Raw genomic sequence first — 16,280 nt, 5'->3', positions numbered from 1 at the left:
ACGGGGCGGGCTCTGCCCCGGCATCCCCCGTCAGGCGGAGACGGCGTTGCCGTTGGGTGTCGAGTCTCTGGCGTGGGCTCAGCTTCTCATCGAAGCGCGGTCGGCGCCCGCCCGACGGCGACGGTCGATCACCACGAGCAGGATGCCGGACAGCACCATCGCGAGAGCCGGCACGCCCCAGGGTGCGAACGTTCCGCCCGTTGGCGGCAGAGGAGGAGGCGGTGCCTGGTCGGTGTTCACGATGGTGCACACCGCTTGGGTGCCGAGCGCGATCAGGACCGACGCACCGGTGACCGGCGCGCCTGTGCACGACCACAGCGCCGCGTCGTACCCGCTGGGTCCGGTCTCTGACAGCGTGTAGGTGCCCGCATCCACCGATGCCGCCGTCACGGGCATCGAGCCGGTGACCCCCGAGATCGTCGTCGGACCCTCGGCGGTCAGCGTCCAGGCGGTGGACGGCTGGGTCCCCCCGTGCACGTTCTGGACCACCTTCACCAGTGTCAGAGTCGCCGGGCGGTCCGAGTTGGTGATGCTGCAGGTCGCCGTCTCACCGGGCGCGAGCGTCACTGTCGTGTCCGTGGTTCCGGTCGCGCCGTCGCACACCCAGCTCGATGCGTCGTAGCCGGTAGGACCTCCGGATTCGGACAGGGCGTACATGCCGACCTGGACAGGCGCGCTGGTGACGTCCGTGGAGCCCGTCGCGCCGGAGATCGTGACCGGACCGGCAGCGGCAAGCGTCCAGTCGGTCGGGTCCGCCGTGCCGCCGAAGGCGTTCTCGACGGACTTGATGAGCGTGAGCTCGGGTGCGATCGGTGTGTTGACGATCGTGCAGCTCGCCGCATCGCCGACGCCCACGGTGACGCTCGTCGGTGTAAACGCTCCGGCTCCGGTGCACGACCAGTCGGATGCCGCGTAGCCGGCAGGGCCGGACTCCGAGAGGTCGTAGGTGCCGGTGACGACGGCAGCCGCCGTGACCTCGGGGCTCCCGGTGGCTCCGCTGATCGTCGTGGCTCCGGCAGCTGCGAGCGTCCATGCCGTCGGAGGAATAGATGCGCCAGTGTCACCGTTCTCGACGACCTTGATGAGCGTCAGTGTCGGAACGATCGCCGTGTTGGTGATCGTGCAGGTGGCATTCTCGCCCGGAGCGAGAGTCACCGACGTCGCGGTGGTCGAGCCTGCTCCCGAACAGGTCCACGCCGAGGCCTCGTATCCCGCGGGACCGGTTTCCGACAGGGCGTATGTCCCGGCGATCGCTGTGGCCCCGATCACCGACGGATCGCCGCCCGGCCCGGAGATCGTCGAACCGCCGTTGACCGCGGTGAGTGTCCAGTCGGCCGGCGCGGCGGTTCCGCCGGACGTGCCGTTGTCCACCACCTTGATGAGAGTCAGCGTCGGATCGGTCGCCGTGTTGGTGATCGTGCAGGTCGCGGCGCTGCCCTCGACGAGGGTCACGGTCGTGGCGGTGCTGCTCTCGGCGCCGATGCAGATCCATGCGGATGCCGTGTACCCCGATGGCCCGGATTCCGAGAGGGAGTAGGTGCCGACAACGGCGGCGGCGCTGGTCACATCGCTGCTGCCCGTGACGCCCGAGATGGTCGATGCGCCGTTCGCCGCTGTCAGCGTCCATGCGGTGGGAGGGGTCGTCGCGCCGGTACTGCCGTTGTCGACGACTTTGACCAGGGTGAGCTGGGGAGCTACCGCCGTGTTGGTGATCGTGCACGTGACGCTGCCGCCGTTGGGCACGACCACCGAAGCGCCCGTGAGGGCTCCTCCCGTGCAGCTCCAGGTGCCCGGCGTGAATCCGGCGGGGCCGGTCTCGCTGAGCATGTAAGTGCCGGCGCTGACCACGCGGGCGTTGACTCCGCCGGGTGAGGTCGGATCGCCGTTGCCGCTCGCGGGGGTGGGCCCGGACGCGGTGAGCGTCCAGTCCGCCGGCAGTCTCCCCGAGCCGGACTCAGCAGGGTCCACCACCTTGACGAGGGTCAGCTGCGCCGGCTGGTCGTTGTTGTTGATGGTGCAGGTGGCGGCGGCGCCCGGTGTGAGCACGAGGCTGGCGCCGGTGAGCGTGCCGCCCGTGCAGGACCAGTTTCCCGCCGTGTATCCCGCGGGTCCGCCCGTCTCCGACAGCGTGTACGTGCCGGCGTCGACGGTCGCGTTCGTGACGCTCGACGACCCGGTCGCCCCCGAGATGGGCGTGGCGCCGGTTGCGGTGAGTGTCCATGCCGTGGGCGGCGCCGTGCCGCCGTTGTCGTTGGTCACCGTCTTGACCAGCGTCAGCTGGGCGGGCTGGTCGTCGTTGTCGATCGTGCACGTCGCGGAGAGGCCGACCGGCAGCACGAGGCTGGAGCCGGTGAGCGTCCCCGCGGTGCATGACCAGGTCCCAGCGGTGTATCCCGCCGGGCCCGCCGACTCCGAGAGCGTGTAGGTGCCGGCGTCGATCTCTGCGTTCGTCACCGGGGCGGAGCCTGACGTCCCCGAGATCGGCGTCGGCCCGTCGGCGGCGAGCGTCCATGCCGTCGGCAAGGCAGTGCCGCCGTTGGTGTTCGTGACAGTCTTGACGAGCGTCAGGTGCGCAGGCTGGTCGATGTTCGTGTACGTGCACACGCCGATCTCGCCCACCTCGAGGGTGATGCTGGTGAGTTCGCGCGGCATGCCGGGCGCGATGGACGTGATGCATTGGATGCCGGCGAGCGTGTAGCCCGCCGGACCGGCGGACTCTGTGAGGACGTAGGGCTGGCCCGGTCGCACGAAGATCTCCACCCCTGCGGAGGAGCCTTGGACCGTCTGTGCCGTCAAGCCGAACGGGTTCGCTCCGGGTGTGGCGGTGAGATTCCAGTCACCCGGCACAGCAGTCCCGCCGTGGGTGTTCACGACCACTTTCGTCAGGGTCAGGGATGCCGTCTGGTTGCGCGCCTCGCAGCTCACGGCCATTCCCGGGGGGACGGTGACGCCGCCGTTGAGACCGTCCGAGAAGCCGGGGATGATGGTCCCGGTCGTGGGGTCGACCTGACTGCAGAACCAGCTGATCGTCGAACCGGGGATCGCCACCGCTCCTGCGGTGACCTGCTGAACGTACCGGGCGTCGCCGGCGGACTCGGTGAGGGGGTAGGTCACCAGAGGCGTGACGGGTGCGGTGACCCCGGTCACGCCGGCCGGTCCCACGAGGGCGCCCGCGGGCGCGACGGCGGTCAGCGTCCATGCGGAGTCGGCGGCGGGGCCGTTCAAGACGTTCTTCACGAGGGTGAGCCGTGACGGACAGTTCACCGTGTTCGTGATCCGGTAGGCATTGGCACCGGCGGCAAGCGTCGCGTTGTAGGGCAGAGCGAGGTCGACGGTCGTCCCGTTGGCCAGAGTCACGCGCTGACTGGTGACGGTGCAGAGGGATGCCGGCGAGATCGACGTCGTTTCGGTAATCCCGACGACGTCGCCGGCATTGTGCCCGGTCTGCACCGTAGACCACGGCCAGTCCGCGCCCTGGAGCCGCAGAGTGGCCGCGAGGTCAGCGGGCTGGCTGCCGTCTTCGAACGCGACGCCGTTCACGATCCAGGTCTTGGCGACCTGAATCGTGGCAGGTGGCTGTGGGGCCCTGTTGTAGACGACGCAGCTAGCGGGGAATCCGCTGTTCGCCGTGACCGTGAAGCCGTTCGTCGTGTTCGTGACCGGGAGCGACGCACCCGTGTCGACCCTCGTGCACACCGCATTGAACCCGCCGATCGGGTTCAGCGCGTAGCCCGCCTGTGGCGTCTCGGTAACGGTCACGGAAGCGGCGGTCGTGCCACCGGGAAAGGTGAGCTCGTAATTGACGGCGCCCGTCGTCGCGGACGTCGTCCCGCTTGCGGGGTTGATGGTGACGCCGGAGGTCGTCGTAGAGGCACCGAAGTCCCACCCGCCGGCGGGTTGGGCGCCTGCGGTCGATCCGACGGGTGTTGCCGGGGGAACAACCTGCTTGACCACGGTGAGGCTGCCGTTGCAGCTTCCCAATGCGAGCGCCCTCAGCGCCTCGCCCGCGGCGGTGTAGTCCGTCGCCTGGTAGTAGTCGCTGTTCGCCGTGACTCCGGAGATCGCGCGCAGGTTCGCCGGCGATCCGCTGACGCCGGCGCCGACGCCCATCGCGATGATGCGGCTGCCCTGAGCCTTCACGGCGTTGGCAGAGAAGATGCCGTTCTCGACCTCGCGGAACCGCGTCCGGTTGCCTGGCCCCTGGGTGGGGTTTCCGTAGTACGTGGGGTTGCCGTCGGTGATGACGACGACGACGTCGTAGATCTCGGGAGCGCCCGCGACCGAAGCGAAGGCCTGATCCCAGTTCGTGCCGCCCCCTGCGCCGCCGGGCAGTGCCCACGCGTTGACCCAGCTGCTCACGACCGCTGCTCCGGCAGTCGTCGAGACGGGGGAGAGGGCAGGGCGGTTGATGTTCGTGGCCCCGGCGGCCGGCGAGCTGGTGGCGAACGTGAACAACGACATCGTCGACGGTGTGCCGGTGAGCGCGTTCACGAATGTGTTCGCAGCGGACTTGAGGCTGATGAGGTCGGCCGCCGTCACGGAGTTCGACAGGTCGGCGACGATCGCCGCGTTGAGTCCGCACTGAGCGGGCAGCACCGGATTGGTTCGGCTGTCCTGCCAGATGCCACCGGATGCCGTGTCGTTCGTGTTGCCGGTCGAGATCATGAAGTCCACGCTCGAGCTGTATGTCTGGCCGTTGCGCAGCTGCGTCCCCGTCTGGAATGCGTACGGGGTCGCGGCGGGCGTCGTACCCACCGCGAGCGTCGAGTTCGTGAAGTATCCGGCGGGCGCGCCGATCTGCTTCACCCAGTACCTCGCGTCCCGGTTCGCGCCCCCGTCCTGCGTATTGGGCACGATGAAATTGCAGTCTCCGCCGGCGTCCGACGAGCAGGTGCCGAAGCCGGCAACCGGGGTCGTTCCCACCTGGGTGGTGAAGAGCCCCAGCTGGACTCCGGCGAGATTCGACACCGCACTCGTGCCGACGCGGTCGGATCCCACCTTCACCGTGATGACGGCGTTGTTCCCCGTGGCAGGGGGCACGACCGCGATCGCGGGGGCTGGGATTCCGACGACCGCGGTCGCGACGACGACGACGGCGACCGTCAGGAATGCGGATATCGGGCGCAACATGACCCCCCAGAGGTCGTCCCGCGGCGTGAGACGCCGCAGGCCCAGAGCATATTGCGATTGAACAGCGGGCGATAGAGCACCCAGAGTCGCTACTTGTTATTGACAAGCAAGCTTGTTTTTTGCAACCATGGATCCACAAGCTCACCACCCGGTGGGCGGGGGCCAGAACATTCCAGAGGAGCAGGGCAATGACGCACATCTTCGTCAACATCCCCACGAACGACCTCGAGCGCGCGAAGGCGTTCTACACCGCACTCGGCTGCGAGCTGAATCCGCTGTTCACCGACGAGAACGCGGCCTGCGTCGTCTGGAGCGAGAACATCTTCTTCATGGTGCTCACCAAGGAGTACTTCTCGACGTTCACCGACAAGGAGTTCGCCGACCCGAAGACGCACGCGCAGGTGCTGCTGTCGATCAGCCGCGACTCCCGCGAAGACGTCGACAGGATCGTCGAGGCCGGCGTCGCACACGGCGGGACGGCGCCGGGCGAACCGCAGGATTACGGGTTCATGTACGGCCGCGACCTCATCGACCCCGACGGCAACGGCATCCAGTTCATGTACATGGATCCCGAAGCCGCCGCCAAGGGACCCGACGCCTACATGGCGGAGCAGGCGCGGGCGTAAGTGGCCTCCCGCAGCTACGGGCAGTACTGCGGGGTCACGACCGCCGTCGAGCTGATCGGCGAGCGGTGGGCGCTGCTCATCGTCCGCGATCTGCTCGTCGGTCCTCGGCGCTATACCGACCTCAAGCAGGGACTGCCCAAGATCCCCACCAACATCCTCTCCACGCGGCTCAAGGAGCTGCAGGAGGGTGGTGTGGTGCGCCGGGTGCCGCTCCTGCATTGCGGGCTGGTGTACGAGCTGACGCCCTACGGCCGCGAACTGGAGCCGATCGTGCTGGCGATGGGACGCTGGGGGTTCCAGCAGATGGGTGATCCGTCTCCGGACGACATCGTCACCGCGGACTCCCTCACGATGGCGCTGCGCACCGCTTTCCGGGCGGATGCTGCATCCACGCTGCCGCCCGCGGACTACGAGGTGCACGTCGCCGACGTCGTGCTGCGGGTGCACGTCGATCCGTCCGGGCTCAAGATCGCGCAGCTGCAGCCCGCGGGGCGGCCCGTGGACCCGCGACTCGGCACGCAGGCGTCGGTCGCAGGCGACCCCGACATCGTCTTCGCGGCGGGTCCCGGCATCCGTCGCCTCATCTCGGGCGAGCTGACACCGGCCGCCGCGATCGACCAGGAGGTGCTGGCCGTCGTCGCCGGGGACGCGACGCTGCTGGAGCGGTTCGCCGAGACGTTCCGCATCGAACCGGGGGTCGTGCTCGCCGCGTGAGGCGACCCCGTAGTGGAGAGGAGGCGGTCATGACCGGCCGCATCTACATCGATCTGTTCACCAGTCTCGACGGCGTCGCCCAGGCGCCCGGCGGACCCGAAGAGGACCCGACGGGAGGTTTTCCGTACGGCGGATGGCAGGCGCCGTTCCCCGACGAGCGGATCGGCGCCGCGATCATGCAGGGCATCGAAGAGCTCGACGCGCTGCTGCTCGGCCGCCGCACGTACGACATCTTCGCCGGGTACTGGCCGCAGCACACCGACGGACCGGACGGCGCCATCGGCCGCAAGTTCGACGCGGTGCCGAAGTACGTCGCGTCGCGCGGCACGCCGTCGCTGGACTGGCAGGGCTCGTCGCAGCTCGGGGCCGACGTGGCCGCCGAGGTGCGGGCGCTGCGCGACCGGCACGAGAGCGTGCACGTGATCGGCAGCGTCGACTTCGCGCAGACGCTCCTGAAGGAGCAGCTGTTCGATGTGCTGACGCTGTGGGTGTACCCGGTGGTGCTCGGCCAGGGCAAGAAGGTCTTCCCCGACGGCGCCGCGCCGGGCAACCTCACGCTCCTCGAGCCTGCCCAGTCGGGCCCGTTGGGCGTCGTGCAGCTGCGCTACGGTCCGGTGCGGACCGGCACGGTGGGCGACTGACCCTGAGGGCGAGGGATGCCGCGGCCCGCGGCCGTCCGGTACCGCGCTTCGTCTCGCTGGCGCTCGCTCAGCGACCGGGCCCGGGTTTCCCGGTCGGCAGTTCGGGCCGCCCGTTGGTCGCGCTTCGTCTCGCTGGCGCTCGCTCAGCGACCGGGGCCTTGGTATCCGGTCGTTGAGCGAGCGAGGCACGAGCGAGACGAAACGCGGCTCGGGTCGTCTGTAGTGCGCTTCGTCTCGCTGGCGCTCGCTCAGCGACCGGGCCTGGGTCTTCGGGCGTTGAGCGAGTGAGCCTCGGTTCCCGGTCGTTGAGCGAGTGAGGCACGAGCGAGACGAAACGCGGCTTGGGCCGTCCGTCAGCGGGCGCGGACGTGCAGCGTCACCGAGGAGACGCGGCCCTGGCGTCCGGAGGCGGGGTCGACGTAGCGGAAGCCGATGACGTGGTCGCCCGGCGACACGTCGTACACGACGCGGCGCAACGGTGCGGCGCCGAGCGGGTGAAGGTTGCCGGTCCAGGCGCCGTCGACCGAGACGGCGACGGTCTCGCCGCGCTGTCCGCTCAGCAGCAGCGTCAGATCGTCGGCACGGAAGTCGAGGTCGAGGTCGTCGAGCCGGGCGTCGAGCGTGCCGTCCGTCGAGGTGACCGTCGGCACGGGCAGCGTGAACGGTCCGACCGCCCCGCTCGGTTCCGACGCACGCAGGCCCGGCGCCGTCTGCACGGCGCGCACGCTCATGCCGGCGTGCAGCAGATCGCCCGGGAGCATCGCCGAGAACCGGCCGCCGGCATCCACCGTCGTCCGTACCAGGATCGCGCCCGACTCGTCGATCAGCGTGACGTCCGCGCCTGCGACACCGGTGCCGCTGATCGGCGAGGGCACCGCGGCTGACAGGTCGGAGGGCGCGTCGAGGCGTGCGAGGGCTGTCACGGCCGGCTCGGGGTCGGGTGCCGGTGCGGGAGTCGGCGCCGGTGTGGGTGCAGGTGCGGGTGTCGCGGGTTCGGCCACCCCGGGGGACCGCTCCGGCCCCGGCTGGGATTCCGGAGCCGTCTGCAGGCCCGGCTGAGTTGGGCGGTTCGGCGCGATCTCCGGCCCGGCGGGCGGCGCCGCGACCGGTGCGTCCGCAGGAACGTCGACGGCCGGCTCGGCGTCTGTAGCCGCCGCATCGGGCGCGGTGTCGACGGCGTCCGCGGCATCCCGATCCGTCGTCGCCGCATCGGACGCGGGCTGCTCGGCCGGAGCACTCCAGGACGGCGCCAGCGCGATCGCGACGGCCGCGGCCGCGGCCACCGTGAGCACCGCGACCCCGATCCCGATCGCCGCGATGGGGAGGGCGGTGGTGCCGGCGCCACCGGCGCCGACACCACTGCCGGAGGCGCCCCCCGGCGCCTGTCCCCCGGAGCCGGACACCCCGCCACCCCCGGAGGGCGATCCGGCGACCACCGATGCCGCGGCCGGGGCGGCATCGGAGGTGTAGGCAAGGGCCCCAGCCCCGCCGAGGACAAGAGGCAGCAGCACCGCACGGAGCTTCTGCGACACGTGTTCGAGGTCGGCCGCGACGATGCGGCACGCCCGACATTCCTGGAGGTGCGCGTCGAGGCGTCGACGATCCGCCCGTGCGACGGGCTTCTTGTCACTCGCGACGAGCAGCTCGCACACCCAGCGGCATTCCGCCGGCCGGGCCGGGTCGCTGATGTGCGCCTCCAGCCACGCCTGCTTGAACCCCTCGCGCGCGCGGTACGCGAGTGCCGACACGGCGTTCGCACTCATGCCGAGGAGGGGCGCGACCTCGCGCGGCTTCATCCCCTCGACTTCGATGTACCAGAGCAGCTCCCGCCAGCGCTCGGGCAGCTCGCGGAACGCCTGCGCCAGCACCGACCGGTCGGCCACGAGCTCGGCGAACTCGGCCGCCGAGTCGGCGGCGCGCTCGTCGAGATCGTCGATCGGGAGCTCCTGCGTACGGCGCCCCCACGAGGCGGCGACGTTGCGGATCGAGGCGAACAGGTAGGGACGGAACCCCTCCGTCGGTCCGCCGCCCTTGCGGATCGCCGACAGGATCGACGTGAACGCCTCCGAGACGATGTCATCGGGGTCGACGTTCGGGCTCACGGCGCGGGCGGCGCTCCGTGCGCTTGCGACGTGCCGTTCCCACAGCACGGCGTAGGCGGCGTCGTCGCCCCCGCGCGTCGCGGTGACGAGGTCGTCGTCGGAACGCTCGTGCAGCGGCTCGCCGATGGCGGCGCTGTGGGGAGCGGTCACGATATCTCCTCGCCGGGGGGCGCTTCGGGGTTCCGCCGGCGACGGCAGATCGGCGCCAGGCTAACGATGCGCGCTGGGAAACCGCTGTTGGAGGCTCCCCTGGTGCGCGCACAACGGGGGGTACACCAGGCAAGACGCCGCCGGCGCCGGATCATGACGCGAGCGAGAGAAGTTTTTTCGAGAGCGTCTAGAAGATCATGGGGCGATCGTCGTCGTCGGGGCCCTCGAGATCGAGGTCCACGACGACGGGCACGTGGTCGCTGGGCGCTTCGCCCTTGCGCTCGTTGCGGTGGATCGTCGCGCCGGTGACGGCATCCGCGATCGCGTGCGAGCCGAGGATGAAGTCGATGCGCATGCCCTCGTTGCGGGGGAAGCGCAGCTGCTTGTAGTCCCAGTACGTGAAGCCGGTCGGAACCAGGGGGCGCACCACGTCCTGCAGCCCTGCGGTCTCGAGCGCAGCGAACGCCGCGCGCTCGGGCGGCGACACGTGGGTCGCGAAGCCCTGCACGACGGCGGGATCGCCGTTGTCGGCATCCGTCGGAGCGATGTTGAAATCGCCGACGAGCGCGAGCGCCAGATCGGGGTTCGCCGTCAGGGACTCCCGGGTGTACTGCTCGAGCGCCGACAGCCAGTCGAGCTTGTAGAAGTAGTGCGGGTCGCCGAGCGCGCGGCCGTTCGGGACGTACAGACTCCACACCTCGACACCGCCGACGGTCGCGCCGATCGCGCGTGCCTCCTGCGGTGCGTCAGGCGCCTGCCCTGAGCCTGTCGAAGGGCGCCCCTTCTCGAAGCCCGGCATGCCGGGGAACGCCGTGCGCACGTTCGTGAGCGGCTCTCGGCTCGCGATCGCGACACCGTTCCACTGCGAGAAGCCGTACGCCTCGACGTGGTAGCCCGCCTCCTCGAAGCGGTCGAACGGGAACTGCTCGGTCTTGCACTTGATCTCCTGCATCGCCAGCACGTCGATGTGCTCGCGCACTGCGAAGTCGACGATGCGGTCGATCCGCGCGCGGATGGAGTTCACGTTCCAGGTGGCCAGGCGCATGGGATCAAGCCTAGGCGGGGCCGAGGACGTCGACGAAGCGGCATCCGTAGACTCGTCACCATGACCGTCGCCTCCACGCCCGCGCTCGAAGCCGATCGCCAGTACCTGATCGCCCTCATCCAGGACGAGGCGGTGTTCCACGGCGACTTCACGCTGTCGAGCGGCAAGAAGGCGACGTACTACGTCGACATGCGCAAGCTCACCCTCGACCACCGGGCGGCGCCGTCGATCGGGCGCATCATGCTCGACCTCATCCGCGACGTGGACGGCATCGTCGCCGTCGGCGGCCTGACGCTCGGCGCCGACCCCATCGCGAACGCCGTGATGCACGAGTCGGCACGCACCCATACCCCGCTGGACGCCTTCGTCGTGCGCAAGGAGCCCAAGGACCACGGTCGCGGCCGTCAGGTGGAGGGGGCGGATGTCGCGGGCAAGCGTGTCGTCGTGCTGGAGGACACCTCGACCACGGGTCAGTCCGCGCTCAAGGCCGTCGAGGCGCTGCGCCGCGAGGGCGCGGAGCCGGTGGCCGTCGCCGTCATCGTCGACCGCAAGACCGGGGCGCAGGCCGCCGTCGAGGCGGCGGGTCTGCAGTGGCTGGCCGCGATCGACCTCGACGACCTCGGGCTCGAAGCGCAGTAGCGCTCGGGAGCACGCGCAGCGACGCGAGCGCGGCAGTTTCCGGCGAGCGCGGCGTCGCGTGGCGCAGCGCCCGCAGCAAACTGTCGCGGTCGCGATTTCCGCGGCGATGTCACACGCCCGGGTCGGCCGGTGTCTCCATGTCGAAGGACTCGTTCCCACGACATGGAGGAAGACATGACCGAGACGACCCGCATCCCCGCGACCGAGGTCACCGGCGTCTACGGCGCCCTCATCAAAGCGGCGGCCCGGAAGATGGTCGGCCGCGTGCCCGACTCGGTCGGCGTGCTGTGGCACCACAAGGCCGTCATGAAGGACTCGATGGGCATCGGCCAGAAGGTCGAGCACTGGCACGAGCTCGACCCGGACCTGGCGACCTTCGCCGGGATGGCGGCGGCCGCGACGATCGGCTGCAGCTTCTGCCTCGACTTCAACTACTTCAGGTCGCGCAATCGCGGCGTCGACGCGGAGAAGGTGCGCGAGGTTCCGCGCTGGCGCGACTCGACGCTGTTCACCCCGCTCGAGCGGCAGGTGATGGAGTACGCCGAGGCGGCCAGTCAGACGCCCCCGGCGGTGACCGACGAGCTGTCGGGCGCCCTGCTCGAGCAGCTCGGCGAAGCGGGCCTCATCGAGCTCGCGGCCCGCGTCGCGTTCATGAACATGTCGGCCCGCATGAACGTGGCGCTCGGCATCCGCTCCGAGCAGTTCTCGGACTCCTGTGGTCTGCCGCCTCTGGCCCAGCGACCGGCCGTCGCAGCCCGCGCGTAGGCTCGCCGTCATGAGCACCGCTCACGTCGCCGATCCGTTCGTGGAGCACCGCAATCTGCTGTTCACGGTCGCCTACGAGATGCTCGGCTCGGCGGCCGACGCCGAGGATGTGCTGCAGGAGTCGTGGCTGCGCTGGGCGGCGGTCGATCGCGACACCGTGCAGGAGCCGCGCGCCTATCTGGTGCGCATCGTCACGCGCCAGGCGCTCAACCATCTGCGCACGGTGTCGCGGCGTCGTGAGGATTACGTCGGGGAGTGGCTGCCTGAGCCGCTGCTCACCAGCCCCGACGTGGCGGAAGACGTCGAGCTCGCCGAGAACCTCTCCATCGCGATGCTCACCGTGCTCGAGACGCTCGGCCCCGCCGAGCGCGCCGTCTTCGTGCTGCGCGAGGTGTTCGACGTGCCGTACGACGAGATCGCGGATGCCGTGGGCAAGACTCCTGCGGCCGTCCGGCAGATCGCGCACCGGGCGAAGGACCACGTCGCCGCCCGCAGACCCCGTGTGCGCGTCGTTCCAGCCGAACATGAGGAAGCCGTGCAACGGCTGGTCGCGGCGCTCAACACGGGCGATCTGCAGGGGCTCATGGATGTGCTCGCCCCCGACGTCGTCTCGGTCGCGGACGGCGGCGGCAAGGTGCGGGGTGCCGCGCGGCGGCCGATCGTCGGCGCGGAGCGCCTGGCGCGCTACCTCATCGGCGGGATTTCGAAGGTCGACGGCACGCTCGTGGCGTCACCGAGCTGGGTCAACGGGCAGCCGGGGATCCGGGTGGAGCTCGACGGCGAGCTCGCCGGTGTCGTCAGTCTCACCGTCGAGGAGGGGCGCATCACGCGGATCTACTCGATCGCGAACCCCGACAAGCTCGGCTGGCTCGACGCCGAGGCGGAGGTGGCGCGCTGATCCCGTGCTCCGTTGCGCGCTGATCGTGCTGTCGGTCGTCCGCGGATCCTGCGATCGCGCGCGCTGATCCGGCGATCAGTCGTCGTGGTCGCGTCCGCGTCCGCGTCCGCGCCAGAGCCGCCAGACCAGTAGCGCCAGGGTGGTGAGCACGATGAGGGCCGAGATCGAGAGCAGCAGCGTCTGCTCGGCCGGCGAGATCACGGCCGCTTCCCCTCGACAGCATCCGTGACGACCTTCGCGATGCGCGCAGCGCGCGTCTCGGGCCGGCGCGCCGAGTCGACGCTCGCGATGCCGATCTTGCGACTCGAGGGAGGGAAGGCGTCCCAGGCGCTGCGTGCGGACGGCACGGCGTCCAGGGCGGCGGCCAGGTCGTCGGGCTCGCGCATCGCTTCGGCATTGTCGAGCACGGCCCACGATCCGTTCTGCTTCGCGAGCTCGATGGCACGGATGCCGGCTTCCGTGAGCAGCCCGTCGGCCTCGAGCTCTGCGACTCGCGCCTTGTTGGTCGCGGCCCAGCCGCTCGAGGAGCGTCGTGGGGCGAACCAGAGCCCGCCGCGCTCGTCGTCGAACGACCGCACGGGGCCGTCGATCCACCCGAAGCACAGCGCCTGCCTGATGGCGTCCTCGTAGGCCACGAACCCGAGCCCCGAGCCCGGCCGCGCCCGCACCAGCCATGCTCCCTTGGAGGTGCGATGGTTCGCGTCCAGCCACGCGCGCCAGGCCGCGGCATCCGCTGCTTCCACCTTCTCGCCATCGTCGAGCGCACCCATGCGGCGACCCTATCGGGCGGCGCCGACCCGGCGCGGGCCTTCGCCGCCGGCGGCGACCTGTGGCGGCGTCCCGCCTGGCACCGCCGCCTCGCGGACGGCGGCGGCGAGGAGGCTCACCGCCTCGTCGACCAGCGGGTCGGCGAGGTCGCCGTAGCCGAGCACCAGCCGCTCCGGCGCGGGCGCATCGGGCGAGACGCGATACCGGCGGATGTCGGTCAGCGCGACATCGTGGGCGGCGCCGGCGCGCACGACATCGGTCGCGCGCACGCCGGGAGGCAGGTCGAGCACGAGGTGGAGGCCCGCCGCGATGCCCGACACGCGGCACTCGGGCAGCGCGCGGGCGAGGGCCGTGAGCAGCGCCTCCCGGCGGCGCCGGTACCGCGCGCGGGCACCGCGCAGGTGGCGGTCGAGGCCCCCGGTCGTGAGGAAGCGCGCGAGGGCGAGCTGGTCGATCGTCGACGGTGCGGCCGCATCCGCACCGCGCACACCTCCCGGTGTCATGGCATCCCGCAGCCACGGCGGCAGGACCAGCCATCCGATGCCGAGCGCCGGCGTGGCGGTCTTGCTGAGGCTGCCGGCGAGCACGACGCGTTCCGGTGCCATCGCCTGCAGCGCGCCGATCGGCCGGCGGTCGTAGCGGAACTCCGCGTCGTAGTCGTCCTCGATCACGACGCCCTCGCACGTGCGGGCCCAGGCGATCAGGCGTTCGCGTCGCTCGGCCGAGAGAGGCACGCCGACGGGGAACTGGTGCGCGGGGGTCACGAGCGCGGCGCACGCGCCGGTGCGTACGGATGCCGCCACCAGCGCGTCGACGTCGACACCGTGCTCGTCGACCCGGACGGGCACGGGGGTGAGGCCCTCGGCCGCCGCGACGTGACGCATGCGGTGCCACGACGGATCCTCCACGAGGAGCGCGCGGTGCCCCAGGCCGTGCAGTGCGCGCGCCACCCGTCGCATGCCGTCGGCGGCGCCGTGCGTGACGACGACCGTGTCGGCATCCGCCCTGGCGAAGCGCGAGCGCGCCAGGTAGGCGGCGAGCGCCGCCCGGGCCCCCGGGACGTCGCCGTCGAGCGGGAAGAGCTCCGCGTCGGGCGTGTCGGCCAGTGCCTCGGTCATCGCCCGCAGCCACAGCGCGCGGGGAGCGTGCCGCAGGTCGGGGACGCCGGGGGTGAGGTCGAAGCGGGGGCGCCGCTGCTGCTCGGCGGGTGGCGCGGCCGAGCGGGCCGCGGCGACGTCGACCCGCGCGGCGACGCGGGTGCCCGAACCCGTGCGGGCGTCGAGGATCCCCTCGGCCGCGAGACGTCCGTACACCTCGGTGACCACCCAGCGGGAGACTCCCAGCGACGTCGCGAGCAGCCGGCTCGGGGGAAGCACCGCGCCGGAGGGCAGCCGACCGGTGGCGACGGCATCCCTCACGGCCAGCTCGAGCCGTACGTGGCGGGGGCCGGCGTAGGCCGAGAGGTCGAGCAGCGTCTCCCACGCGACCGGATTGGTCTGGACTTCTGCCATGGAATCGGATCGTACTCCCAGACCGTTCGCCCAGCACGATGGGAGCACGCCAACCCCAGGAAGGGACCGTCATGCAGTACCGCACCATCTCCAACGGATCCACCTCGTTCGAGGTCTCGACGCTGTGCCTCGGCACCATGTTCTTCGGCACGCGCACCGACACCGCGACATCCCTCGCGATCCTCGACCGGTTCGCCGACGCCGGCGGCACGTTCGTCGACACCGCGAACAACTACAACGCGTGGGTGGGTGGCCACGGCCGCGACAGCGAGGACGTGCTCGGCGAGTGGATCCGCCGCCGCGGCGGCCTCGGCGACGTGCGCCTGGCCACCAAGCTCGGCGCCGCGAAGAAGGACCCCGCGCTGCCGCTGCAGAACGTCGAGCCGACGAACTTCCAGGGCCTGTCGGGCGAGGTCGTCGCGCGCGAGGCGCGCCTCAGCCTGCAGCACCTCGGCATCGACCGCATCGACGTGCTGTACGGGCACGTGGACGACCGCGAGACGCCTCTCGCCGAGACCGTCGCCGCTTTCGGGCAGCTGCAGCGCGAGGGGCTCGTCGGCATCGCCGGCATCTCGAACGTCGCGCTCTGGCGTCTCGTCGAAGCGCGGGAGGAGGCGCTGCGTCAGGGCGTCGACCCGTACGGCGTCGTGCAGCAGGGCTACAGCTACGTCTACCCGAGCCCGGCAGCGGGGCGTACGAACGACGTGTCGGTCGAGCTCTTGGACTACGTGGGATCCCTGGGCGGAGGGACGGATACGGATGCCGCGGGGCGGCCTCCGCTGACCATCACGGCGTACTCGCCGCTGCACCAGGGCGCGTTCACGCGAGACGACAAGCCGATGTGGGCGCCCATGCGCCACGCGTCGAACCGGGAGCGCCTCGGAGTGCTGCACGACGTCGCGTCCGAGATCGGTGCGACGCCCAACCAGGTCGCGCTCGCATGGCTCCTCGGCGGGCCGGTGCCGGTCATCCCGGTGGTCGGCATCTCGAGCGTCGCGCAGCTCGAGGAGGCGCTCGCCGCCGCAGACCTCGTGCTCGAGCCCGAGGTGCGCGAGCGCCTCGACGCCGCCGACCTCGTGCCGGACGCCGAGGTGCGGGCGCGCCTCGAGCTGGCGTAGCCAGACCGGGTGCGGCGGGCGCTGCGGAAGCCCGCCTGGAGCTGGCGTGACCGGACCGGACCGGGTGCGGCGGGCGCTGCGGAAGCCCGCCGCACCTGCGCGTGCCCGGCGGACGGTTCTCCCTCGCCGGTGCATTTTGGCGAGTCGCCAAGAGTTGTCGCGCGTCGCTGTCG

General features: G+C 71.0%; 13 protein-coding genes. 7 read left to right on the top strand and 6 right to left on the bottom strand.

Going from position 1 to position 16,280, the window contains the following annotated elements:
- Positions 1-78: 78 nt before the first annotated feature.
- Complete coding sequence (locus NCG93_RS11970; protein ID WP_194412405.1) at positions 79-5,130, bottom strand: VWA domain-containing protein; 5,052 nt, start codon at positions 5,128-5,130, stop codon at positions 79-81.
- A gap of 188 nt (positions 5,131-5,318) precedes the next feature.
- On the opposite strand from NCG93_RS11970, the gene NCG93_RS11965 reads away from it, so the two are divergent.
- Genes NCG93_RS11965 through NCG93_RS11955 form a run of 3 tightly spaced genes read left to right on the top strand, consistent with a single transcriptional unit; the run spans position 5,319 to position 7,111 of the window.
- Complete coding sequence (locus NCG93_RS11965; protein ID WP_194412406.1) at positions 5,319-5,756, top strand: VOC family protein; 438 nt, start codon at positions 5,319-5,321, stop codon at positions 5,754-5,756.
- Positions 5,757-6,470: a winged helix-turn-helix transcriptional regulator gene (locus NCG93_RS11960; protein WP_194412407.1), complete on the top strand. Its 714-nt coding sequence runs from the start codon at positions 5,757-5,759 to the stop codon at positions 6,468-6,470. It begins immediately after the preceding gene.
- A 29-nt stretch (positions 6,471-6,499) separates the two neighbouring features.
- Entirely contained in the window at positions 6,500-7,111 is a 612-nt protein-coding gene (locus tag NCG93_RS11955) for a dihydrofolate reductase family protein (protein ID WP_194412408.1), read from the top strand.
- A 353-nt stretch (positions 7,112-7,464) separates the two neighbouring features.
- Here the strand turns inward: NCG93_RS11955 and NCG93_RS11950 are convergent, their stop codons facing one another.
- Together NCG93_RS11950 and NCG93_RS11945 are read right to left on the bottom strand one after the other, a co-directional pair.
- Entirely contained in the window at positions 7,465-9,363 is a 1,899-nt protein-coding gene (locus tag NCG93_RS11950; RefSeq protein ID WP_194412409.1) for a sigma-70 family RNA polymerase sigma factor, read from the bottom strand.
- A 187-nt stretch (positions 9,364-9,550) separates the two neighbouring features.
- A complete protein-coding gene (locus tag NCG93_RS11945) occupies positions 9,551-10,408 on the bottom strand; it encodes an exodeoxyribonuclease III (RefSeq protein WP_194412410.1) in 858 nt (285 codons plus the stop codon).
- A gap of 60 nt (positions 10,409-10,468) precedes the next feature.
- On the opposite strand from NCG93_RS11945, the gene pyrE reads away from it, so the two are divergent.
- The 3 genes from pyrE (at position 10,469) to NCG93_RS11930 (ending at position 12,710) form a co-directional block, all read left to right on the top strand.
- Positions 10,469-11,047, top strand: a complete 579-nt coding sequence (gene pyrE / locus NCG93_RS11940) for an orotate phosphoribosyltransferase (protein WP_194412411.1) — start codon at positions 10,469-10,471, stop codon at positions 11,045-11,047.
- Positions 11,048-11,221: 174 nt separating this feature from the next.
- Complete coding sequence (locus NCG93_RS11935; protein ID WP_194412412.1) at positions 11,222-11,812, top strand: carboxymuconolactone decarboxylase family protein; 591 nt, start codon at positions 11,222-11,224, stop codon at positions 11,810-11,812.
- A gap of 10 nt (positions 11,813-11,822) precedes the next feature.
- Complete coding sequence (locus NCG93_RS11930) at positions 11,823-12,710, top strand: RNA polymerase sigma-70 factor (RefSeq protein ID WP_194412413.1); 888 nt, start codon at positions 11,823-11,825, stop codon at positions 12,708-12,710.
- A 75-nt stretch (positions 12,711-12,785) separates the two neighbouring features.
- Here the strand turns inward: NCG93_RS11930 and NCG93_RS20130 are convergent, their stop codons facing one another.
- From NCG93_RS20130 to pdxR, 3 genes are read right to left on the bottom strand one after another with little or no spacing between them, the layout of a single operon-like run.
- Positions 12,786-12,911 (bottom strand): hypothetical protein, encoded by a 126-nt coding sequence (locus NCG93_RS20130; protein ID WP_284444961.1) that lies wholly within the window; start codon positions 12,909-12,911, stop codon positions 12,786-12,788.
- Entirely contained in the window at positions 12,908-13,480 is a 573-nt protein-coding gene (locus NCG93_RS11925; protein ID WP_194412414.1) for a YdeI/OmpD-associated family protein, read from the bottom strand. Before NCG93_RS11925 ends, NCG93_RS20130 begins: the two co-directional genes overlap by 4 nt.
- 9 nt (positions 13,481-13,489) lie before the next feature.
- Positions 13,490-14,989: a MocR-like pyridoxine biosynthesis transcription factor PdxR gene (gene pdxR / locus NCG93_RS11920; protein WP_194412415.1), complete on the bottom strand. Its 1,500-nt coding sequence runs from the start codon at positions 14,987-14,989 to the stop codon at positions 13,490-13,492.
- Between the two features lie 71 nt (positions 14,990-15,060).
- On the opposite strand from pdxR, the gene NCG93_RS11915 reads away from it, so the two are divergent.
- Positions 15,061-16,107 carry an aldo/keto reductase gene (locus NCG93_RS11915; protein ID WP_194412416.1) on the top strand — a complete coding sequence of 349 codons (1,047 nt, stop codon included), beginning with the start codon at positions 15,061-15,063 and terminating at the stop codon, positions 16,105-16,107.
- Positions 16,108-16,280 lie beyond the last annotated feature (173 nt).

The sequence above is a fragment of the Microbacterium yannicii genome (assembly GCF_024055635.1).
Taxonomy (GTDB): Bacteria; Actinomycetota; Actinomycetes; order Actinomycetales; family Microbacteriaceae; genus Microbacterium; species Microbacterium yannicii.
The sequence above is the reverse complement of the archived record's forward strand: the minus strand, read 5'-3'. Positions and strand labels throughout refer to the sequence as shown.